The sequence below is a fragment of the Pseudoduganella violacea genome (assembly GCF_014191875.1).
Taxonomy (GTDB): Bacteria; Pseudomonadota; Gammaproteobacteria; order Burkholderiales; family Burkholderiaceae_D; genus Rugamonas; species Rugamonas violacea_A.
Genome location: NZ_JACHXD010000031.1, coordinates 1 through 23,521 on the forward strand (window position 1 = coordinate 1; position 23,521 = coordinate 23,521).

A 23,521-nucleotide genomic window follows, 5' to 3' on the forward strand; every position below is an offset into this window, starting at 1 on the left:
ATGATAGTGCTGCAACCAGTGTGAAAGTAGGTTATCGTCAGGCTAGTTATAAAGAGAAAGCCCCGGCTGCGTTTGCAGTCGGGGCTTTTTTCGTTTACCTGTTCGTTGGAAAACGTTACTTTCCTAACATATTTCCGGTAGAGAATCTCCTCTAAATCCTGGTTTGTTGCGTAAAAATATATATTTTTACGCATGAAATAGTTCTGTAGCAATCCCCTGCTATGCTGGCGGCCTTGTGTCTTTTTGATAACTGCGGACACAGCATAAAAATTACCGGGGGGTGTAGATGCTCTTGTTTACGCGGCTGGGTACGCAGCGCATTCATTTAGTCGATTTGTTCCGCATGCTGCTGGCTTGCGCCGTCGCCGCCATGGCGCTGGCCTGGGCTGGTTCTGCGTTGGCGGCGAATCCACAGGTCAGCAAGCAATCGCCGCTACAGCCCCAGAACAATTCCATGCCCGTCATCAGCGCCAGCTTCACGCCGGCGGCTGGTGGTGGCGAGATCGATATCCGCCGCGTCAGCCTCTTGCTGGACAGCGTCGATGTGGTGGCGCAGGCGACCGTCAGCAGCAGCGGCATCAGCTACAAGCCGCCCAAGCCGCTGGTGGAGGGCCGCCACAATATTTCCCTGATCGTTGGCGATAAGAACGGCAACTTCGGCACCGCCAACTGGTCTTTCGTGGTCGATACCCGCGAGCCGCTGATCTCCGCCCAGGAACCGAAAGGCGTGGACAATGCGGACCCGCGCAGTGCCATCGGCGCCAGCTATACCGATAAGGGTGGCCCGATCGCTCCCGCCAACGTGCAGATCCTGGTCGATGGCGTGGATGTCAGCGCCGCCGCCGTTAAAACGGCCAGCTCGGTCAAATACCAGCCGCCGGCCCCGCTGGCAGCTGGTTCGCACACCGTTAAACTGAGCGTAACGGATGCCGCCGGCAATACCGCTGTCGATAGTTGGAGCTTTGGCGTGGCGGGAGGTCCTTCCGGCGTCACCATCGTTCAGCTGGCGCCAGCGGAGGGCAGCGTGTTGGCGGCCGACGCCCTGCCGTCCATCAGCGCCGTCTTCCAGGGCGCGCTGAATGAGCTGGATCTGGCCAAGACCGTGCTGCTGCTGGACGATAAGAATGTTACGGCCCAGGCCAACCTGCATAGCGGCGGCATCAGCCTGAAGCCGGCCGCCGCGCTGAACGAAGGTCCGCATAGCGTCAAGCTCACGCTGACCGACAAGGCAAGCAAGAAATATGACGCCAGCTGGGGCTTTATCACGCGCAGCCTGCCGCTGATCGATCAGCGCCAACCCGCGTTTACCTTCCTGGCTGGGGGCAGTGCGCCGCTGATCAGCGCAAGCTATAGCGATGTGGGCGCGGGCATTGATGCGGGCAAGATCAAATTCCTGCTCGATGGTGCCGATCTGACGGCGCAAGCCAGCATTGGCGCCAATGCATTCAGCTATCAGGTTGCGGCGCCGCTGGCCGATGGCGATCACGAAGTGCGGCTGCAGGTGGCTGACCGTGCCGGCAACGTGCTGGAGTCGCTGTGGACTTTCACGCTGCTGTCGCCGCCGCAAATCACGGCCTTGTCGCCCAAGGATGTGGCCCTGCCGCCAGGCAGCAAGCCCACCATCGCGGCCCAATACCAGGCGGCCGGCGGCATTGAGCTGGGCGGCGTGCGCCTCTTCCTCAATAAAGCCGATGTGACGGCGCAGGCCCAGGTCCGCCCGGACGGCATCAGCTATATCCCCGCCCAGCCATTGCGCCCCGGCCAGCATCTGGTGGTGCTGGAAGTGCCGGGCAAGACGCAATCGATGGCGCAGGCGAGTTGGCAGTTCGAGGTGGACGCGGAGCCGAGTTATGAGATTACGCTGATCAAGCCTGCGGCGGGCGAAGTCTTCTTGCTGCCGCGCGGCGAGATCGTGGCCACGGCCGATGCCAGCGCTACTTCGCCGATGGGACTGACGGTGAACGGCACGGATATGAGTCTGAGCAGCGAAGGCCTGGGACCGCAGTACCGCGCCACGCTGGATTTGAAGCCGGGCGTGAACCAGCTGGTTCTGGAAGCCCGCTTCGCCGACGGCAAAACCATCAGTAAGACGGTGGAGGCGGTGTATGAAGCCGCGCCCATGGTGAGCATTACCTCGCCGCAGGATCGCGCCACGCTGGGTCCCGCGGTGGATAGCAGTCCACGCGACCTGACCGGCAATGTGGAGCGTCCGGTCACGATCACCGGCAGCACCAACCGCCCGATGCAGAGCGTCACCGTCAATCAGCAGCAGGCCACGCTGAGCGGCAGCGAATACCGCTTCGAAAAATTCTTCCTGCACGAGGGCACCAATCTACTGACCGTGGTGGCGACCGATGCGCATGGCCGCACCGGCACCGCTTCCGTCACGGTGTCGGTCGATCAGACCGCGCCCTTCCTGGCGCTTGAGGCGCCGCTGAACAATAGCGTCACCAGCGCCAACAGCATCGATATCCGCGGCACGGTCAACGATGCGGTGGAAGGCTATTACGCGGCGCCGGAGCCGGTGGTCAACATCGTCAACGGCAAGCGCAGCGTCAGCGCCAAGGTCGGCGACAAACAATTCCTCGCGGCGGGCGTGCCGCTCGATCTGGGCCCGAACCAGATTACCGTGCGCGCTACCGACGAAGTCGGTAATGTGCGCAGCGCGCAGATCAACATCATGCGTGTGGCGGCCGGCTCCTCGCGCCTGACGATTTATGGCGGCAATGGACAGTCCGGCAAGGCTGGCGCCGCGCTGCCGCAGCCGCTGACCGTGGCGGTGCTGGACCAGGATGGTCGCGCCGTGCCGAATACCGCCGTTACCTTCGATATTTCGCGCGGCACGGGCAGCCTGCAGCGCGGCCCGCAAGGCGCGGCTGCGCGCAATCTCCAGATCACCACCGATGCCAATGGCCTGGCCAGCGTCTGGCTGGTGCTGGGCAAGCAGAGCGGCCCTGGGAGCAATGCCGTGCATGTGAGCGCAGCCGGCATCGCCGAAGACCTGAGCTTTGTGGCCAGCGGCGAGAAAGGCCCGCCCAAGCATATCCGCGCCGACCTGGGGATCAACCAGTATGCGGCCACCGGCACCCAGCCGCTGGAACCCTTGACGGCGGTGGTCAGCGACGACCAGGAAAACCGCATCAGCGGTGCCAGCGTGACCTTTAGCGTGGTGGCGGGCGAGGCGCGCTTTGAGAATGGCGCGGCCAGCATCACCGTCAAGACCGACAAGAACGGTTATGCGGCGGTGCGTCCCACCCTGGGCGCCCTGGCTGGCATGACGATCGTGAAAGCCGTGCCGGCGGAGAATGGCAATGACTTCTTCGAGGCGACCTTCACCCTGCAAGCCCTGGAAGCGAAGGAAGGCCCGACCCGCTTCAGCGGGGTGGTCATGAACGACAAGGGCCAGCCCTTGCCTGGCGCGCGCATGTCGATTGGCCGCACGGCGCTCAGCACCACGGTGGACGAGAAGGGCCGCTTTGCTTTTGAGGACGTCCCGCCGGGCAAGATCGACCTGTTTGTGGATGGCCGCACCGTGACCCTGCCGGGCCAGCAGTATCCCGCCCTGCACTTTGAGGCGACCGCCATCAAGGGCGCGCAGAACCAGCTGCCGCATCCGGTTTATCTGCCGGCACTGGAAATGGCCGAAGCCCGCGTGGTGGGCGGCGACAAGGACGTGGTCCTGAAGATGCCGGGCTTTGAAGGTTATGAGATGACGGTGTTCGCCAATAGCGTGACCTTCCCGGACGGCAGCAAGACCGGCCCGCTGGTGGTGAGTCCGATCAGCTTCGACAAACTGCCAATGACGCCGCCGGGCGGCTATGCCGGCTTCATGGCGCCGGCTGCCACCATCCAGCCGTCGGGCACCCGCTTCGATCCGCCGGTGCAGCTGAAGATTCCGAATACGGCCGGCTTAAAGCCGGGCGAAAAGAAGCCGGTCTATCAATGGGACCATGATTTGGCGACCTTCGTGCAGATGGGCCAGGCCACCGTGACCGAGGATGGCGCATTCCTGATTACCGATGCCGGCACCGGCATCAGCAAGGCAGGCTGGCATCCCATCCCGAATCCGCCGCCGCCGGATGATTGCCCCGGCAGCGGTGGTGCGCCGTCTTGCGGTCCTTGCGCGACGGCGGAATCGACCGGCGGCAAGTGCCCGAAACAGTCGTGCAAACCGAAACCGCCATGCCGCCCCGATCCTGTGACGACCAACCAGATGGCCGAATTGCCCAAGGCCGATCTTTTCACCTCGAAGATGAAGCTGCTGCTGAAGGCGATTCCCATCGTGACGGTGGCCGAGGTCAATGTGAAAGGCAAGGGTGTGCGCAAGCTGGGCGGCGAATGCTGCGCCAGTGTGATCCTGTCCTGCGAAGGCCCCAAGCCTTACGAGGAAGTGTCGGGCGAGGGCGAGGTCAAGGGCGAACTGGGTTTGGGCCCGCCGATCATGAAGGAACGCAGCGACGATAAGTATCTGGCCTGGGGCAAGGAGCGCTGGCACTTGAAATTCAAGTTGCAGGTAGCGGCTGCCAAGGTAACGCTGAAAGGCAATGGCGCCGTCAAAACCAAGAATTCGAAATGCAATAACCTCGATTGCACCAGCATCAGCGGCACGGCCAGCATCAATGTCAGCCTCGCCGACGTGAAAGTGACGGGGAGCCTGGATCTGGAAGAAGTGGTGGGCCGGCCGAGCTGGGACAAGTGGCAGGTCATCATCGGCGTTGGCGCCGAGGCCACCGGCGCGTTGAAGGTAGGCGGTATCAAGGGCCAGTTCACGCATAACTCCGGCGGCGCGGAATGTGGCAAGGAAAACTCGCTCAAGGCGAGCTGGGAGGAAGTGGCGGCGGAAGGCAAAATCAAGGTGACGGGCAAGATCCCTGGCCTGATCTGGCCGGCCGGCGCCCTGGAATATGAGTTCAAGTATGTGTTGATGGAGGCGCAGGATATCTGATGGATGCAAGCACCCTGACCCTGGGCCACGCGCTGCGCGCCTGCCTGGCCGGCGCCCTGCTGCTTTGCCTGCAGGCTGGCGCCGCCGAGCCGGAACCGCAGCGCTTTGCCCTGCACCAGCCAGGCCATCCGGCACGGCTGGCGGTGAACGCGACGATCGAGTCATACCAAGGCGCGCCGCGCGAACTGCTGCGCACGACGGCGCAAGCGTCCGGCGGCAGCGATGCCGCCACCTTCCTGGCGGCGTATTACGAGGCGGCGCGCAAGGGGGACCGCAACCGGATCGTGGCCAGCTTCGATGAAAAAATCCTGCCGGCCGTGCAAAGGCGCTATGCCGATGATGCCGCCATCCGCGAGGAATTCGCCAGCGTCACCAGGGTGGAGCTGGAAGCCATCCTGTTCTGGAACGATTACCGCCTGGCTGTGCTGAGCCACTGGGCCAAGGTGGATGGCAAGGAAAAGCCTTTTGATGTCGCCTATCTGATGCACTGCCAGCAGCGCCAGTGCCGCTTTATCGATAACCAGCGCTTGATGCAGGCCGGCAGCACCCTGCTGTCGGCCTTTATTGCCGGCGGCAAGCCGGCGCCGCTGGCCAAGGACGGCACGCAACTGGTGCTGGCGGCCGATGCGGTGGAAAGCGCCGCCGCCAAGGAAAAGCTGGCATATCCGGTGACGCTGCAACTGGCCCCCGCCAGCGCCGCCGTCGCTGCCCAGATCGCCGCGCTGACGGCCAAGGTTGGCGCACTGTTCCCGCAGCCGGACAAGAAACGTCTGGAAGAGCAATTCAAGCCGTATTACAGCGCCGGTACGCCGTCGCAGGTGCAGATTTACCGCGGCGACGCACCCATGGTGATGTATGACTTCGCGGCCTACGCGGGCTGGTACGAGCGCCAGCTGCCGTGGCGCGTGGCGGCCGTGTATGAGGTGGACGAGAACGTGAAGCTGGCCATTTTGCAGTCGGAGAAAACCCGCGCCTTGCTGCCGCAACTGCTGGTACAGGGGCGCGCTGGCTGGACCTATGTGACGGAACCCTCGCGCTACCCGGTCTGGGATGTGGCGGTGTCCGGCGCCTTCCAGCAGGCCTTGGCGGCCCGTCTGGCCGCATCGAACAAATAGAAGCATCGCTGCCGCCGCAGCGCAGGACGGCGGATGACAAAGCCATCTAGGGGAATCAGTTGAGTACAAGCGCCATGATCAAACGACGACTGGGAAGCGGATTGCTCGGCCTGTTGACGGGCTTGTTATTATTCTGCCATGCGGCCCAGGCCCAGGTTCCGCCGGCCGGCCCGGCGCCGGACGCCAATTGCGTGGTGAGCGCCTTGAACCGCAATGCCACGCTGGAGGGCGAGTATTACCTGATTCCCGGCGTGCCTTCGCAGCTGGGCCAATACCGCGTGCGCGCCGTGTGCAGCGACGGCACCGTGGGACAGACCCCCATCGTGCAGCCGGCGGGCGGCAATGCCTTTGTGGCGGGACCGATCCGTTGGGGCAGCGTGACGCCGATTCCCCGTTCGCTGGCGATCGATGGCCCGGGCAATGTCAGCTACGGACAAAGCGTGCAGCTGACCGTGAGCGGCAAGGCCATGGACGGCAGCAGCTTCGACGCCACCCGCGCCACGTCCGGCACCAACTACACCAGCAGCAGCCCGGACCTGGCCAGCGTCAGCGCCGACGGTTTGCTGAAGGTGGCTGCCGGCAGCGGCAACTACGGGCGCCAGGTGGTGATCAGCGCCACCAACGAGGGCACGGCGGTTTCGCGTCTGATCAATATCGGGCCGCGCGGCGCCATTGCCGGCAAGGTCACGCTGGCCGACGGCAGTACCGTCGTCGCCGGCGCCCAGGTGACGATCCAATTGCAGGCGCCGCTGACCCGCTTCCCGCAGCTGATCACCGATGCCGGCGGCAATTTCCGCCTGGCCGATGCGCCGGCCGGCGACTACACCTTGTCGGTGCTGGTGCCGGCGACGGGCGCGCGCGGCAATCTGAACGCCACGCTGGCGGCCAATGGTTCGACCGGCAATTTCAATATCCGTCTGGGTGGGCAGGGGCGCATCGATATCAATGTGCTGGGCGCCAGCCGGCAGCCGGTGCCGAATGCCCAGGTTCTGCTGGCGCATAGCCAATTCCAGGGTGAGGTGCGCGCCGTGCAGAGCGGCGCCGATGGCGTGGCCAGCATCGAACGCTTTACCGCCGGCGGCTTTAATCTGACCGTGCGCGATCCCGCCAGCGGCGCTGTTGCCGTTGCGCGCGGCGATCTGGCCGCAGGCGCGGCCCTCAAACTGGATATCAATTTGCAGCCGGTCGGCACGATTGCCGGCCGCGTGCTGGACGGCGGCTTGGGCCAGCCCGGCCTGCAAGTGCGTCTGCTGTCGGCAGTCAAGGGCCTGGTGAGCCAGGCCTTGAGCGATGCCGGCGGCGAGTTCCATTTCGATTCGCTGGTGCTGAGCGATGGCCCTTATACCCTGCATGCGGTAAAGGATGGACGGGTGCAGGGCAGCGTGGGCAATCTGGTGCTGAGCAGCGCCGGCCAGGAGCTGCGCCAGGATGTGACCCTGGGCAGCTATGCTTCCGGCGGCAGCGTGGGCGGCAAGGTGACCGATGCCTTGGGCAAGATACTGCCTGGTGTCGAGGTCCATCTGAGCACGGCCAAAGGCCAGCGCTTCAGCGCCACCACCGATGCCCAGGGTGCTTATCTGATCGGTGGCGTGCCGCTTGGCGCCTTCACCGTGAGCGCCAGTGCGGATGGCGCCAGCGCCAGTGCTGATGGCGAGTTGAAAACCAATGGCGAGCAGCTCAGCATCAACCTGCAATTGCTGGCCAGCGCCCAGGTGGGCGGCAAGGTGCTGCTGTCCAGCGGCCAGCCGGCGGTGGGCGCCGTGATTGAGCTGCGCCATGCCACGGCAGGCAAGCGCCAGGCGAGCACCGATGCGAATGGCCAGTTCCGCTTCACCGACGTGGCCCTGGGCAGCTATGTGCTGGAGGCGGTCCATGCGGCCAGCGGTGAGCGCGCGCTGGTGCAGGGCGCGCTGGCTGGAGCGGGCGCATCGCGCAGCCACAATATCGTGCTGGCGGGCCTGAGCACCTTGCGCGTGCAGGTGCTGCAAGATGGCGCGCCGAAAGCCAATCTGCGCGTGTCGCTGGCGCTGCAAGGCGGCCTGCCGTATGGCGCCGTGGCCACCACCGATGCCGCCGGCTTCGTTGAATTTGCCGCCGTGCCGCGTTCTGTCTTCAGCCTGAGCGCCTATGATCCGCAGGGCACCGCTTACGTGCATGGCCGCTATGAGGGCGTGCTGACCCAGGCCAGCGAGTCGGCTGTGGTCGAGGTGAAAAGCATGTACCTGGCGAGCTACAGCGTCAGCGGCACCTTGTTCGATGCCCAAGCCCGTCCGCTGGCGAACCAGTGGGTGCGCTTGAGCACCCGCGACATGCCGATAGGCGGCACGGTGCCGATTCCGAATCCGCAGTGGGATGAGCAGCTGGTGTTGACCGATGCGGCAGGCCGTTTTGCGTTCGTCGATGTTTCGCTGAACGATGATGGCCGTGGACGCCTGAAGCTCGATGCCGTGGTCGATGGCCGCCTGCGTGGCCGTGTCATCCTCGACACGCCGGCCAACCAAGCCAGCGTGACCCAGGATATCGTGCTGTACGAAGCTGGCTTTATCGCCGGTTCGGTGCGTGGCGCCAAGGGCAATCCTTTGCCGGCCGTGGTAGCGCTGGCGGGCTTCGACGACCGCCTGTTCTCGCCCGGCGACTTCACCGTGCAGACCGATGCCGAAGGCGGCTATGTGCTCGCCGCGCCGCTGGGCGACTGGTCGGTAACGGCGCTCACCCTGAATGGCGCCCAGCGCGCCAGCCAGGCGCGCCGCCTGGAGGTTGCGCTATCGACCGCCACCGCCGACTTTACCCTGAGCGCCGCTCCCGCCTATGTGCGGATGGCGGTGGCGCAGGCGCTGTCCGGCCGCGTCACGCGGCTGTTCATCGACGGCGCGGAAGTGGTCCAACTGGCCGGCTCCGGTATTTCCCCTTACTTCGCACTGGCGGCGGGCGAGCATCAGATCGAGGCGCGCACCGACTACGGCGAGTCGGCGGTGCAGCGCGTCAGCGTGGCGAATGGCGACGAGGGGCGCGTTATCAACCTGGCCTTCAGCTTCAATCCGGCGCGTTTGAATGTCAGCATCAGCAATACCGTGTATGGCCATGTAACCGCGGTAATGCTGGATGGCGTGCAAGTGGGCAGCGTCTGGAATAACGGCACGGTGAGCGGCATCCCATTGACCGTGGGCCGCCATGAAATCGTCGCCAGTACCGATTACGGCGATCAGGTGAAGGACACGATCGAGATCACGCCTGCCGACAGCGGCAAGGTATTTACCCGGGCGATCTCCTTCAAACCGCCTTTGCTGTATGTGCGGGTCGATGCCAACGACAATCAGACCAGGGTAGCGGTCAATGGCAAGGATATCGGCCAGTTCTACAGCGGCCAGGTCAGCGAGTTTGTCGGCCTGAAAATCGGGGTAAACGAAATCCGCGCCAGCCGGCCCGATGGCCAGGTGCAGACGCAGCAGATTACCGTCGGTGAAAACGATCATGGCCGTCGCTTCGATGTGCGCTTCATCTTCAATCTGGCGCTGCTGAATGTGCATGTGGAGCATCCGCAGAACTATAGTTACACCTACCTCTATGTGGATGAGAATTACATCGGCCAGGTGAAGGGCACTGGTAATCTGGAGCAGCCATATCTGCTGAAGGAGGGCGTATTCACGCTGAAAGGCACGACCAGCGACGGCATGCGCCAGGAGGTCAAGGTCACGGTGACGCCGGCTGATTTTGGCAAGGCGGTGAATGCCGACCTGGTCTTCCGTCCGCCGCAGATCAAAGTGAACGTGACGAACACCGCGCCCGGGGATCAGACCCGCATCCGCATCAACAATTATGACCTGGGCGTGATCGCCGGCAGCGGCAATCTGGTCAGCCTGCGTCTGGTGCAGGGGCTTAATACTGTAAGCGCCATTGCCACCGATGGCGATACGCAGCACGTCGTTCTGAATATTCCGGTGTTGGCGGAAGGCGTGTCGCAAAGCGCGAACTTCGTCTTCGACCGCCTGCAGGCCAAGTACGGCAATATGGCCTTCCGCGAGGCGCGCCATCTGTACTCGGTCCCGGCCAAGGCGGGCGATGTGCTGTCAGTGCGCGCCCATGGCAGCAATCATGAGCAATACAGCTCGCTGTGGAATGTGAAGCAGGAAGTGTATGGCCCGGACAAAGTGCTGAAGGCCAGCGGCAACGGTGTCGGCTATGCGTACAACTACCAGCAAAGCAATGAGGTGGGCGACCTGATGGCGATTCCGGTTGCGGCCGACGGCAATTACACGATCGCACTGCAATCGGCGGAGAACTACAATACCGGGGCCTACTTCCTGAGCGTGCTGCGCAACGGCGTTCCAGCCCCGATTCAACCCTATCTGGATGGCGGCGCCGTGGGCGGGCTGGTCTTCCGCGGCGATGGCGTTACGCCGGCCGCCGGCCAGACCGTGGCCTTGCGCGTGCAGGACAAGCCAGGCATCCATTTGCGTACCACCACGGCGGCTGACGGCAGTTATGTCTTTGAAAAAGTGCCGGCTGGCGACGTCGCTTTGAGCGTGCTGGTGGATGAGCAGGTGATGGCGAGCGCCCAGCTGCGGCTGGAGAATGCCGGGCAGACGGTCACGCAGAATCTGTCGCTGCCGAAGGAAACCCGCTTGCAGGTGACGGTGGCCATTACGCCGGGTATGGATAATCCTGGCAGCATGTATATCGAGGTGACCGATTTACGCGGTACGCGCACTGAAGGTCCGTTCAATTTCAGCTCCGGCCCGGTCAGCGGCATGGTGGAAATTCCGGTGCAAGGCGACAGTATCACGCTCAAGGCCGCGCATCCGCGCCACCCATCCTTCGATGTATCGCAGACGGTGGCGGGGGCCGATGGCCAGGCAGTGGCGGTAGCGCTGGTTCTGCGCGCTTCCAAGGCGACCGGCCGCGTACTGCTCTCGAATGGCGCGCCGGCGGCGGGCTTCCGTGTTGCGGCCATCCGCGCCGATGGCGCCGGCAAGATGGCGCGTGCAGGTCGCGTGACCTCGACGCCGGGAGAAACCGAGTTCTCCACCACCAATACCGATGCCCAGGGCGTCTATGTGCTGGCGCTGCCGCTCGGTATCGACGTGGCGGTGCGTGCCATCGACCACCGTTTCAGCTCCTATGTGCAGGTGCAGGTGCCGGCCGCCAATGGCCAGGATATCTCGGTGCCGGATATCCGCCTGGGCGCCAGCGCCGCGGTCGCGGCCCTGGTGCGCTACAGTTCCGGCCAGCCGATTGGCGACGCCAGTGTCAATGTGCAGGCCAGCGTGGATGGCAAGCCCTTCTCGATCGGCGGCCAGACCGGCCAGGATGGGCGCTTCCTGATCGAGGGCGTGCCGGCCAATGTGCCGCTGCAAGTTTCGGTCACGGCGGGGCCGTTCGGTACCGTGCAGACGCAGAACGCCACGGCGGCGGCCAACCAGGTTCTGGAGCTGGCCGACTTCGTGTACGAGGAAGGCAGCACGCTGAATATCCGCCTGCTGGACGGCGAGAGCAAACCGAATCGCCTGCTCACCCAGCCTTCCATCAGCGAGTGCGGTGCGAACAAACTGCGCATCGTCACCAGCGGCGGCACCACCGAGGTGCGCGTAAACGAAATGAAACCGTTGGTGGGCGTGCCGGTTGGTCCGGCCACCGTGCATCTGTTCGATGCCTGCGCCTATGAGAACATGCCACCGCTGGCCAGCGTCACGCTGGAAATCGGCCACCAGGCCGAATATACGGCAACGCTGATCGTGCCTATTCTGAGCGGCACGGTGAAGTATGCCGACGGCCGGCTGGTGCGCTACCCGAACGTTAACCTGACGCAGACGCGTCCGGATGGCGTGGAGAAATCTCTCTACAGCGTGACCGACAACTATCAAAGCCATGAACATTCACGCTATGGCACGTTCGACATCGTTGGCCTCGATCTGGGCGATTACACGGTGACGGCGTACGGCAACTACGAAGAGCGCGTAACGGCGCAGGGCAATCTGCCGAAACCGGCGAATCTGAAGCTCGACCTGGTGCTGCCGGCGCGGACCCATACCGGCCAGGATTCCGACGTGGTGGGTAAGGTCACGGTGGACGGCAAGCCGCTGCCGGACGTGCGGGTGGTGCTGGAAATGGAGAACGGCAATTCGTGGGCGGTACAGTCGAATGAGGAGGGGGTGTACCAGTTTGCTGAAGTCCCTGCGGGTAGCTTCAAAGTCTCCGCGCGCAACTACTTCTACTTTGCCGAAGCCACTGGCAGCAGCGGCGGCGCGCCTGTCGTCAACCTTGATCTGCCGCTGCAGGAAGCGCCGTATGACGGCTCCGCATCCGATGTGAAAGGCGTGGTGACGGTGGATGGCGTGGCCAAGGGCGGCGTGCCGGTGACGCTGGTGCTGGAAGTGCAGGACCCGGATCCGCCGCAGGTGAAGGCGGCCCCGCCGGTCCAGCTGGGCCATTCCGGCAGATCCTATGCCACGGTCACCGATGCACAGGGCGCGTATGCGTTCAAGACCATCCCGGCTGGCCGTTTCGTGCTCAATGCCAGCGCCTCCTGGGACAGTGCCGGCGCCACCGGCATTTCCGGTAGCGCGCGCACCCTGACGCTGAATCTGGCCATCCTCAGCGAACCATTCAATGGCAGCGCATCGAATGTGCGCGGCCGCGTCACTTCGCAACTGGAAGGCGTGGAAGGGGCCTTGCTGGTGCTGGAACGCGACAACGGCGAGCGCTTGTATGGCCAGAGCGATGCCGGCGGCTATTACGAATTCAAACGCGTCAAAGCGGGGCCCTTCCGCGTGACGGCAAGCCGGGACGGCACGGGCGCGGCCGCTGCTGGCGTGGCCGGCGCGCAACCGGTATTGACCCTGGACCTGGATCTGCCGCAGCGCACTTCCGGTTCGCATGTTACCGGCATGCTGAAACACAGTAACGGCGCGCTGCTGAAAACCCCGGTTGTCCGCATCTTCCAGAATGGCGCCATGTACCATTCCTGGGCGGCGCCGGATGGCAACTACGGCGTGGGCGGCGTGCAGGCCGGCCCCTTCGAGTTGTTCGCGCAGGAAGGAGAAAGCGGCCTGTCGGTCACTGTCAACGGCGTGGGCGCGGCCAGCGGCACGGTCAAGCTGGATGTGGTGCTGCCGCCATCGGCCACTGTCAGCGGCAAAGTGCTGGACAACGCCGGCCGCGCCCTGGCCAAGGCTGCGGTGTATGCCCGCAGCAGCGGCTTGCCGAGCTTCGACCGCTATACCGAAACCGACGCGGAAGGCAAATACCGCCTGGAGCAGCTGGCGCTGGGCCAGGTTGCGGTGTTGGCGCAGGATGTCCAGACCTCGCTGCTGGCGACTGGCGCTCTGAGCTTGTCCAGCGACCAGCAGCAGGCCGCGCTGGATCTGGCCCTGCCATCTGACGTCGCCGCGCTGGAAGGCAAGGTCGTGGCGGCCGACGGCAGCGCCCCGGTGGCGGATGCGCCCGTGACCTTTGCCACCAGCCGCAGCTTCGCCCTGGCCGATTCCATCTGGGTGCAGACCAAGACCGACAGCGCCGGCAAATTTACGCTGCCGGTGTTGCCGGTGGGGCCATACCAGGTGGTGGCGGCCGATCCGGCCAATCCTGAACTGGTGGGCATGAATGTGGGGAATGCGCTGGCAGGTCCTGCGGCCCAGACCGAGGTCCGCCTGGGCACGGCCCTTGCCGCCGAGAGCCGGCTGCTGGGCCAGGGGCAAAGCTTCTATAAGCTGGGCTGCGCGGGCCAACTGACCGAGGCGCGCGCGGTAGGGAATGAAGGTAGCGAATGGTTCGCCAGCTTCTTCCTGCTAGACGTGGACGGCATCAACTTCCCCTGCCTGGCTGGCGTCAGCGCCTCGGCCGACAAGCGCGAGCTGACTTATGGCCCGATCCGCATGAACAATGTGCAGGTCAAGCGCCGCGTCTTCTCGCCGGAAACCGGTGGTTATCTGCGCACGATTGATACCTTCAGCAACGCCGGCAGCAACCCGGTCACGATCAAGGTCAATATCGGCACGCCGGAATTTAACAACGGCATGGCGCTGCGCGTCAATCCAGCCAATACTTCCTACCGCTATGCGGTGCTGGACTACCCGCCCTTTGCCCTGGCCTTTGGCGGTGCGGGCGCGCCGGAGAATCAGCCATCCTACCTGGTGCTGACGCCGCGCGGCGGCCCGAACTTCACCGATCTCGGGGTGGCTTACCGCCGCACCCTGACAGTGCCCGCCGGCGCCAGCGTCAGTCTGATGCACTACTCTGTGCTGAGCGCCGATGTTGCGGCGGCTGGCGCCATGGCGGAGGCGTTGTCGAACAATAGCGCGCCGTCCATGTTCGACCAGATCGAAGCGGCCGAGAAGGCGACGATTATCAATTTCAAGGTTCCTTGATGGATGGGCAGCAGAAATGAATGAACGCATGACTTACTTGCTTGGCGCCCTGCTCCTGTGCGGCATGGCCGCCGCTGTTGCCGCACCGGCTGCCCGCCCGGGCAATGCTCCCGCTACGGTAGCCGCCAAGCGCGTGTTGCCCGAGCTGGCGCTGGAAGACAGCAATGGCCGTTCGGCCGGTACGGCTTCGCTGCGCCGGCCGGTTCCCTGGGTGCTGCTGGTGGTTGACGCCAACCGGCCGCAGACCCAGAGTACGCTGGCGCGCCTGGAGCAGCAGGAGGGCTGGGGCGATGGCGTGAATATTATTGCCCTGGGGAGTGATGCAGCGTTCCAGGCCATGGTGCAGCGCCATTCCAGACTGCGCGGCGTGCAATGGTTCCGCGATAGCGGCGGCGCGATGAAGGCCTTGCGCCTTCCGGGCCTGCCCGCCGCGCTGGGCGTGGACGGCGAAGGTGTGGTCGCCTGGCAAAGCCTGGGACTGCCCGCCAACGGCGGCAAGGCGCAAAGCCTGCTCTCCACCTGGATCAACGGGAACAAGCGATGATGGCGCACCCATTGCAGCGCTGGCTGGGCGCCGTCCTGCTGGTTCTGGCCTGCCTTGGCGCGGCGCGCGCCGAACAGCCATCCAATCTGCGCGGCGATCCCGATGCGCCAGTCACCATCTTGGTATTCTCGGCCTTTGCCTGCCCGTATTGCGCTGAAACGCGCAACACGCTGGAACAGGTCCTGGCGGCCTATCCAGGCAAGGTCAATCTGCTGTTCAAGCACTATCCGCTGGGTGCCGACAGCGCCGCCTGGCTGCCGCATGAGGCGGCGGCGGCGGCGGGCGAGCAGGGCAAGTTCTGGGAAATGCATGATGCCCTGTTTGGCCGCCAGGGCCAGCTGGGCGAGCGCGGCCAGATCGACTCCCTGGCCAGGGAGTTGGGACTGGATGCGGCGCGCTTCGATGCTGCCCTGGCCAGCCGCGCCGGGACGGCCCGCATCCGTGGCGATGTGGCGGAGGCGAATGCGCTCAAGGTCCAGGCCACGCCCACTTTTTATATCGGCGGCTACAAATTCGAGGGCGCGCAATCGGTCAGCGTCCTCAAGACCGTGATCGACCATCTGCTGGTTCCGGGCCCGGCCAGCAGGGCGCAGTCCTTGCAGGACAAGCTGCGCGATACCCAACAACGCCTGACCCCAGCCATCGAGCGCATGCAGCAAGCCAGACAGCATTAGGCAGTACCGTTTTATCCCAGTGAAGAAGCGAGAAATATGCAACCCTCAAAATGCCTGAAAACCTTGCTGCGGCGGGCTTTGTCCACGCTGGCAGCCCCCCTCCTTATCCTACCCGTACAGGCAGCGGATAATCCTACCCCATCGCAGCGCCTGGTTACCATGGGCCTGGAAGCGACGCCGGCGCGGCTGGTGCAGTTCGCGGCGCAAGGCGACGCCAATGTCGTTGGCTTGCTGTTGCAGGCGGGCGTCAGCGTCAACGCCACCGATCCCCTGCGCCAGGTAACGGCGCTGCATAACGCCGCCGCCCAAGGCCATGTCTCCCTCATGAAGAAATTGCTGGAGCAGGGCGCCAATGTGAACGCCGCCGACTGGTTTGGCACCACGCCCCTGATCGCCGCCGCGTACCATGGCCAGATTGAAGCCGTGCGCCTGCTGCTGCAGCAGGGGGCGGCCGTCAACGCCGTGTCCAAGGAAGGCGCAACGGCGCTGACCGCTGCTGTATATAGCGGCAAGGATGCCTTGCTCGATCTGCTGCTGGCGCAAGGCGCATCGCCCGCCTTGCCCGCCAATGGCGAGCAGCCGCTTGCCATTGCCCAGCGCGCGGGACGCGGCGCCATGGCCGCCGCCCTGCAAAAGAACGCGGGAGGTGCGAAATGAGCCGCACCGCACAACGATTCCAGGCTGGCTTGCGCGCCACCGTCCTGCTGCTGGCCGCCTGCGGCGGCATGAAGCTGGCGCTGGCCGCCCCCTCGGCCACCATCCTGCCGTCCGAAACGGCGGGGGCCGTAGCCGCACACTACGATCCAACGGTGTTCGGTCCATCCGCCACTGCCGACAAGGAGGCCGAACGCATCGTCAAGGCCTGGAAGGGCGAACCGTTGACGCTGCCCTGGACCACGCTGACCCTGGACATGATCGTCAAGCACAAGGGTTCGCCCACGCGCTCCGCGCGCGGCCTGGCCCTGACCCACGTTGCCATGCATGACGCATGGCAGCTGGCGCCGGACGACATCAGCCGCAAGGTGGCTGTCTCCACTGCCGCCAGCAAGGTGCTGGCCTACTGGTTCACGGCTGAGGAACATGGTTTCGACCGCATCCTGGCGGCTGTGCTGCAGCAGTCGGGCATCACGCCGGCGCAGGCGGTCAAGGGCCTGGCCGTCGGCAGCGAGGTGGCCCAGCGCGTCATCGCGCGCGGCGAATCGGATGGCGCCGCGCGCGGCTGGAATGGCGTACGCCTGCAATGGTACGGCGAAGGCCGCTACTACGGCCCCGGCACCTGGGTGCCGACCCCGCCATACTTCTACTACCCGCCGGACGAGCCCTTCGCCCCGACCTGGAAGACCTGGGTGCTGGAAAACCCGGGCCAGCTGCGTCCCGCCCCGCCGGCATTTGGTTCCGAGCGCTTCCTGAAAGACTTGAAGGAGGTGGTGGACGTGCAGAAGAACCTGACGCCGGAGCAGCTGCGCATCGCCAAGTTCTGGGTCGACGGCAGCGGCAGCGTCACGCCGCCCGGCCATTGGAACCAGATCGGCCAGGAGCTGGTGCGCAAGCATAAGTTGGGCGAGGCGCAGACCGCCAGGCTGTTCGCCATGCTGAATGTGGCCCTGGCCGACACCTTCATCGCCGTGTGGGAAGCCAAGTATCACTACTGGACCGCGCGTCCGATCACGATGGCGAAAACCGTCCTGGGCGTGGAACTGAAGCCGGCCATCCTGACCCCGCCTTTCCCATCCTATGTGTCGGGCCATGCCGCCTTCAGCGGCGCTGGCGCGCGCATCCTGGGCGCTGTCTTCCCGCAGGAAGCGGGCAGTGTCGACGCCATGGCGGTGGAAGCGGCAACCTCGCGCATGTATGGCGGCATCCATTATCGGCATGACAATGAGGATGGCCTGCTGCTGGGGCGTTCGGTTGCCAATGTGGTACTGAAAAAGCTGAACCAGTAGGCTTGCAGCGGGCGCCGAGGCGTTCGCTGTCATCGTCCTGTCACAGGCGATCTATACACTGCGGTCCTTTCAGTTTAACAATCTGACGAGGTCCGCATGAAACTCCCCCAGCTCACCGTATTCGCGATCGCCGCGACCTTATTGGCCGCCTGCGGCAGCAGCAGCGACGATACGCCTGTTGTCGCGCCGGTCAAACCGCAGCTGAGCGGTGTCTTCCTCGACGGCGCGGTGGAGGGGCTTGATTATGTGGCCGGCACCGCTGCCCGCGCCAGCACCGGCGCCAAAGGGGAGTTCACTTGCGCCCAAGGCGACACCGTCAGCTTCAGCATCGGCGGCATTGCCCTTGGCAGCGCACCTTGCGCCGCCACTATCACGCCGCTGCAACTGGCTGCCAGCACCGACGTGAAGGATGCCAAGGTCGTCAATCGCCTGCTGGCCTTGCAACTGCTGGACGATGACAATGATCCTTCCAACGGCATCAAGATCACCGCCGATGTGAAAACCGCGCTGGCCGGCAAGAGCCTGGACTTTGGCGCCGCCAATGCCGCCTTCCACAGCGCCCTCGCCGCGAACCTGGCCGCAGCCGGCGCCAAATATGCGGGACGCAGCGTGGACGACGAACGCCGCGCCCTGGTCCGCGAGCATTTCGAGGATACGCTGGCATCCAAGACCGGCGCGCCCGTGAACGAAAGCTTCACCCAGAATAATGTGAGCGTCAGCGTTACCCGTTACCAGATCCAGGCCGCGAACAACTTCTACGTTCCCTACGAAGGCAGCAATGCCAAGGTCAAGGAAGAGTTCCCGCTCGGCTTCCTGCCGTCCTACGGCTCCGCCCTGGCCTTCAAGGGCACCAACGCCAACGGCGATCTGGAGTTCTACGGCCTGACCGACCGCGGCCCGAACGGCGACGGTCCTAACGTGCCGGCATTGACCGGCAGCGGCACCATGGGCAGCAAAATCTTCCCGTCGCCGAGCTTCACGCCTTCCATCGGCATCATCACCGTCGGCAAGAATGGCGCGGTGCTGACTTCGAATATGCCGATCAAGGCCTCGGCTACCGTCAACAGCAGCGGCCTGCCGATTCCTGCCGGCTCGCTGGGCAACTCGGCCGAAATTCCGGTCATGGATGCGATGAAATTCGACGCCAGCGGCAAAGCCGTCTTCAATGCCAATGGCATCGACAGCGAGGCCGTCGCACTGGATAAGAAGCGCAATGCGCTGTGGGTTTCCGACGAATACGGCCCCTTCATCGTGAAAATCGATGCCGCTACCGGCGTTATTCTGAATAAATACGCGCCAGGCAGCGGCTTGCCGGCCATCTTCGGCAAGCGCCGCGCCAATCGCGGTGTCGAAGGCATGGCGCTGGATACCGTGACCGACAAACTGCACGCCTTCCTGCAAAGTCCCCTGAGCGATGGCAGCGCGCCATATAGCGTCACCGGCAAGAACGAGCAGGTGGAACGCTTTGCCCGCTTCACGCGCTGGATCGAGTTCGACCCAAGCAGCGGCACGGCGACCAAGATGTACGCTTATCCGCTGAACGGCGCCGAATACCAGGACGGCCGCACCGGCAACGCCAAACTGGGTGATATGGTCGCCCTGGGCAATGGCAAATTCATCGTGATCGAACAGGGCGCGGCGCCGAATGGCAAGGTATTCAATAAGCTGATGCTGGTGGAAATCGCCGATGCCACCGACATCAGCGCCAAGCCTTTCAATGCCGACAGCTCCGATCTGGAGAAGAGTAGCATGGGCGGCGCAGCGGTGAATGGCGCCGACTGGAGCAAGGTTGTGCCGCTGAAGAAAACCCAGTTGCTGGATCTGAACGCGATCGGCTGGCTGGCAGAGAAGGCCGAAGGTCTGACCATTGTCGACGGCTCCACGCTGGCGCTGGCCAACGATAACGACTTCGGCCTGAAAACCAAGATATTCACGCCAGCCGGCGAAATCGTGGCCGATGCTGATGTCACCAAGTGCAATATCGACGCCAACGGCTCCATCATCACCAGCAGCGCCGCCGGCTGCAATGCCGCCAACACCATCCGCGTGGCGCGCGGCGATGACCGTGAGCGTCCGGCGCGTCTATGGCTGATCAAGTTCGGTAAGGCACTGAATACCTACTAAATCTGATCAATCTCCGGCAACAAGGCGCCTGCGATGGCGCCTTGTTGCGTTTACCAGCCAAGACGCAACCGTGACAAAGCAAGAGATTTTGCGCGTTTCTATTCGATAGACTGATTTCTGCATTCCGCCTTCGTAATGCAAGGGCGCGCTGACCTGTACCGGCGCTGTAAGTTCTGCAAAACAACTCAGAATGGAGACGACTATGCTGGGAACGGAAAATCCAAGCCGCCGCGCCGCGCTGCGAGATGACAAACCTAATTGCGTCATCAATAGCACGGAACGCAAAAGGTATCTGGAGCCGGATACAAAGATCAGCGACTTCAGGAACAACAACGTCAAGTTCGTCAATCTGACGCGTGATCATTTCACCTTGTTGCAGGACCTGAAGGAGACGAATTTTCTCGGGGCTGGCTGGGCCAAGAGCAGAGACGCCAAATATGGCGACCATTACGCTCACTTTCTGAGCCAGGATGGCGAGGATCATGCCGTCATCGTAACGGTTCTCAAGAAGAGCGACGGGGTACTCACGCAATGGACCCATGCGGATTTCGATCAGGCCCGCGAATCGATGCGGCTCATGGCGCGCAACGACCTGCAGGACGATGTGCCGACGAATCTGGTCTATGTCATTACCACGGCCAGCGGAAGCCAGTCGAACAGCCTGTCTTTTGACACCGGCTTGATGGGCGGCCTGGCTGGAGCCCTTGGTGCGGTCATATTGATGACGATGGCGAAGATCATCAAGGAAGCGATGAACGTTGCCGAGGCGCTTGAGGCCTCCGCCTACGAGTCCTTCGAAGAAACAAGCGTCCTGGCACTGGTTGAAGTGACTGCCGCTCAGGCCATGACAATGGGATTTTGCGTGCTGGCCATTGCTGGCCTGTTGCTGCTTTACTTCCTGCAGAAGCAGATCGCCCTGAATTTCACGATCGGGAACTTCAGCAAAAAGCGTATCGAGATCAAGGATCACTATGTGTATAACGTGGACGCCCAGCTTCCAGAACAGCAGCCCTACCTGGCACCACCGCATACGAAGGTGGTGAATGGGATGCCATTCATGGAATATGACGGTATTGGGGTTACGGTGCACAACAGTAGCGAGTACAAAGGAATCGGTGTGGCTTTCGTCTTGTATGACAAAGTTGCGAACGACTTCTGCAGTGTGGTGATGCGGATCGACTACATCGGCAAGAAGGTAATCAATATGCTGCCGGGAGGGCCATCCTCCGCCGCCGAGGCGTTTGAATTCATGCCGGATGGCGGGATGCGCGAATCCATACGGTGGAATGACCTGACCGTCAGCCTTACGGTATCCGAAAAAGAAAATTCGCTGTGTTCCGGCACCTTCACCATCGAAGACAGCAGCAGTGTGAGCTAGCGCTTTCGGGGCGGCGTGAGACCTGCCGGCACCTGCCGCCCTAAAACTGCAACTGCGCGCTAATGCCTGCGGCCCAGTTGCGTTGCGGCGCCGCCTCGTAATAGCGCTTATTGCTGTCGCCGACGATGACCGAACCGGCATAGCGCCGGTCCGCCAGATTGTTCAGCCGGATGAACTGCTTCAGGCGCCAGCCGCCTGCGGATTGGGCTGCGGTCAGGCGCAGATTCGTTATGGTATAGCCGGGGGCCGGCTGCTCGGCATTACTGTCTTCCACAAACAGCTTTGAACTGGCAAACGTTTCCAATGCAGCGCCGAAGCGCCCCTTATCAGCCGTCCATGCCAGTTCGGCGTAAGCCTGCCCGCTCGCCACACCTGGCAGACGGCTTCCTTGCCGCACATTGCCATATGCCTGAGCGTAGACCGCATGCAGAGCCGTGAGAGCCAGTCTGGTATTGAAACCATGTGCCCAGGATGCTGTGAACGAGACTTCCGCACCGCGCCGCAAGGTCTTGCTCGCATTGCGATAACTAGTCCGTCCACCGTTCGCCGCATCGACGGTCAGCTCATCGTCCGTCCACACCTGAAACAGTGCGGCATCGAGGCGGGTATTCTGGTTGATCGCTTTCAGTCCCGCTTCGACATGCGTACTGCCAGCAGCACGCAACTGATAGTTGAAGCCACCGCCCGTGCCGGAGTAGAAGAGTTCATTCAGCGTCGGTGTTTCAAAGCCGCGCGCTGTGCTGGCATACAAATTAAGCGCGGGCGTCAGCTTGTATAGCAATCCGAATGTCGGTGTGCTGCGACGATAGCTTAGCTGGCCGCTGTCGTTGCCATTGCTGAGGTAATGATCGTTCACTGCCACCTTGATCCGGCTATGGCGAAGCCCTGCGCTCCACACCCAGGCACCGCGCTGCCATTCCATTTGTATATAGGGATCGACGCTGGAGACGGTATCGGTTTCGTTGCGCCGCAGGGCGCCGCGCAGGCCGGTCTGGCTACCGATGAAATTCTCGTATCCCGTTCGTTCGTCTTCGGAACGATCCAGTTCAATGCCCAGCGTCGTGTGCAGACGTCCGCCGGCCAGGGGCTGCATCCACGCCCAGTTCAGAGCGGCGCCATAGAAATCGCGCTTGAAATCGATCACCCCGCCCGAGTGACTGGCCGGCACTTGAAAGGCGCGGGAAAAGGCCTGGAACTGAATTACGCGTCGGTTGCCTCCATATATGGTCGCATGCAGGCGGCCGTTGCCGATGCGCTGGTCGTAAGAGGCGCCAAGTTGATAGTGATCGATGCTTTTGCGGGTGTTGTAACGCTCCGCGTAACTGCGCCGGTGCGATGCTGTATCGGATAGATCGATCTCGCCCGCGCGCGGATCGCGCTGCAAGCTGGCCCACTGCACGCCGAGCGGATCCTGGGTGTCATGCTGCTGCAAACCATTGGCCACGATCGTCAGCTTGCCGCCTTCGGTTGGCGCCATGGTGAGTTTGGCATACTGTTGATCGCGCCGCGCCGCACTGTGGGCGCGATAGCCATCGGTGCGAAAACGCGACGCATCCAGCACATAGCCCAAACCCGCGCTTTCGCCCTGCGCGCTCATGTTCGCCTTATTTGTCCCATTGCTGCCACCCATGGCCGAGAACTCGATGGATGGCGGCCCCTTGCCGTCGGCTGTAAATAGTTGGATTACGCCGCCCGCATGATTGCCATATAAAGCGGAGTAGGGACCGCGCAGTACTTCGATGCGCTGCGCCCGGTCCAGATTGAAGGTGGCTGCCTGGCCTTGGCCATCCGGCATGGATGCCGGAATCCCGTCCGCAATCAAGCGCACGCCGCGCACGCCGAATGCCGAGCGAGCACCGAAACCGCGCGAAGATATCTGCAGATCCTGAGCATAGTTCTGCCGGTTGAGCGCCGTCAGGCCCGGCACAGCGATCAGGGCTTCGGAGACATTCACCCGTAGCTGCACATCTCTGATACGTGCCGCATCAATAACGTCGATCGCCGCCGGCAGGCCGAAGCTTATATGTTCGGCGCGGCTGCCGCTGACCACGACGATATCCGCCAGCGTCGGCGCGGCCTCCTGGGCCGCGGCAGCCCAGGGGAGGGCGGAGCAAGCGCTGACAAAGGCAATCCGGCGAAGTTTGTAGGGCATGGCAATCCTTAATGCGGCGACTTCGCATTTTAAAGCCTTGCAAAGGGCGGGGGCGTTTGCTATAGTTCTGTCCCTCGCAACGCAGCGCAAGCAGCGAAGCGAAGTAAGAAAAACAGGAAGCTTGACGGTTCATCGGAAACACTAGATAATCTCGCTTCTCTGCTGCTGACAAACACAACGCTTTGTCAATAAGTGCAGCGATCAGGATCTTTAAAAATTAACAGTCGATAAGTGTGGGCGTTTGATGATGTGCCCGGGACTTCGGTCCTGAAGCTCAAATAAT

At 63.2% G+C, this 23,521-nt stretch carries 10 protein-coding genes; 9 read left to right on the forward strand and 1 reads right to left on the reverse strand.

Annotation, left to right across the window (positions count from 1 at the left end):
* Nucleotides 1-286 precede the first annotated feature (286 nt).
* The 9 genes from FHS03_RS27395 (at nt 287) to FHS03_RS27435 (ending at nt 21,086) form a co-directional block, all read left to right on the forward strand.
* Entirely contained in the window at nt 287-4,945 is a 4,659-nt protein-coding gene (locus tag FHS03_RS27395) for an Ig-like domain-containing protein (RefSeq protein ID WP_183444075.1), read from the forward strand.
* Nucleotides 4,945-6,060 carry a hypothetical protein gene (locus tag FHS03_RS27400; RefSeq protein WP_183444076.1) on the forward strand — a complete coding sequence of 372 codons (1,116 nt, stop codon included), beginning with the start codon at nt 4,945-4,947 and terminating at the stop codon, nt 6,058-6,060. The genes FHS03_RS27395 and FHS03_RS27400 overlap by 1 nt, the downstream gene beginning before the upstream one ends.
* Before the next feature lie 74 nt (nt 6,061-6,134).
* On the forward strand, nt 6,135-14,423 hold the full coding sequence (locus FHS03_RS27405) for a carboxypeptidase-like regulatory domain-containing protein (protein WP_183444077.1): 8,289 nt from the start codon (nt 6,135-6,137) through the stop codon (nt 14,421-14,423).
* Between the two features lie 28 nt (nt 14,424-14,451).
* Nucleotides 14,452-14,967 (forward strand): thioredoxin domain-containing protein, encoded by a 516-nt coding sequence (locus FHS03_RS27410; RefSeq protein WP_183444078.1) that lies wholly within the window; start codon nt 14,452-14,454, stop codon nt 14,965-14,967.
* The gene (locus tag FHS03_RS27415) at nt 14,964-15,641 is read left to right on the forward strand and encodes a DsbA family protein (protein WP_183444079.1); all 678 of its coding nucleotides are present in this window, start codon (nt 14,964-14,966) and stop codon (nt 15,639-15,641) included. The genes FHS03_RS27410 and FHS03_RS27415 overlap by 4 nt, the downstream gene beginning before the upstream one ends.
* A gap of 36 nt (nt 15,642-15,677) precedes the next feature.
* Nucleotides 15,678-16,298 carry an ankyrin repeat domain-containing protein gene (locus FHS03_RS27420; RefSeq protein WP_183444080.1) on the forward strand — a complete coding sequence of 207 codons (621 nt, stop codon included), beginning with the start codon at nt 15,678-15,680 and terminating at the stop codon, nt 16,296-16,298.
* Nucleotides 16,295-17,584 (forward strand): vanadium-dependent haloperoxidase, encoded by a 1,290-nt coding sequence (locus FHS03_RS27425; protein ID WP_183444081.1) that lies wholly within the window; start codon nt 16,295-16,297, stop codon nt 17,582-17,584. The genes FHS03_RS27420 and FHS03_RS27425 overlap by 4 nt, the downstream gene beginning before the upstream one ends.
* Nucleotides 17,585-17,680: 96 nt before the next feature.
* Nucleotides 17,681-19,708 carry an esterase-like activity of phytase family protein gene (locus FHS03_RS27430; RefSeq protein WP_183444082.1) on the forward strand — a complete coding sequence of 676 codons (2,028 nt, stop codon included), beginning with the start codon at nt 17,681-17,683 and terminating at the stop codon, nt 19,706-19,708.
* Between the two features lie 202 nt (nt 19,709-19,910).
* On the forward strand, nt 19,911-21,086 hold the full coding sequence (locus FHS03_RS27435; RefSeq protein WP_183444083.1) for a hypothetical protein: 1,176 nt from the start codon (nt 19,911-19,913) through the stop codon (nt 21,084-21,086).
* A gap of 40 nt (nt 21,087-21,126) precedes the next feature.
* On the opposite strand, the gene FHS03_RS27440 is transcribed toward FHS03_RS27435, so the two are convergent.
* Nucleotides 21,127-23,238: a TonB-dependent receptor family protein gene (locus tag FHS03_RS27440; protein WP_183444084.1), complete on the reverse strand. Its 2,112-nt coding sequence runs from the start codon at nt 23,236-23,238 to the stop codon at nt 21,127-21,129.
* Between the last annotated feature and the right edge of the window lie 283 nt (nt 23,239-23,521).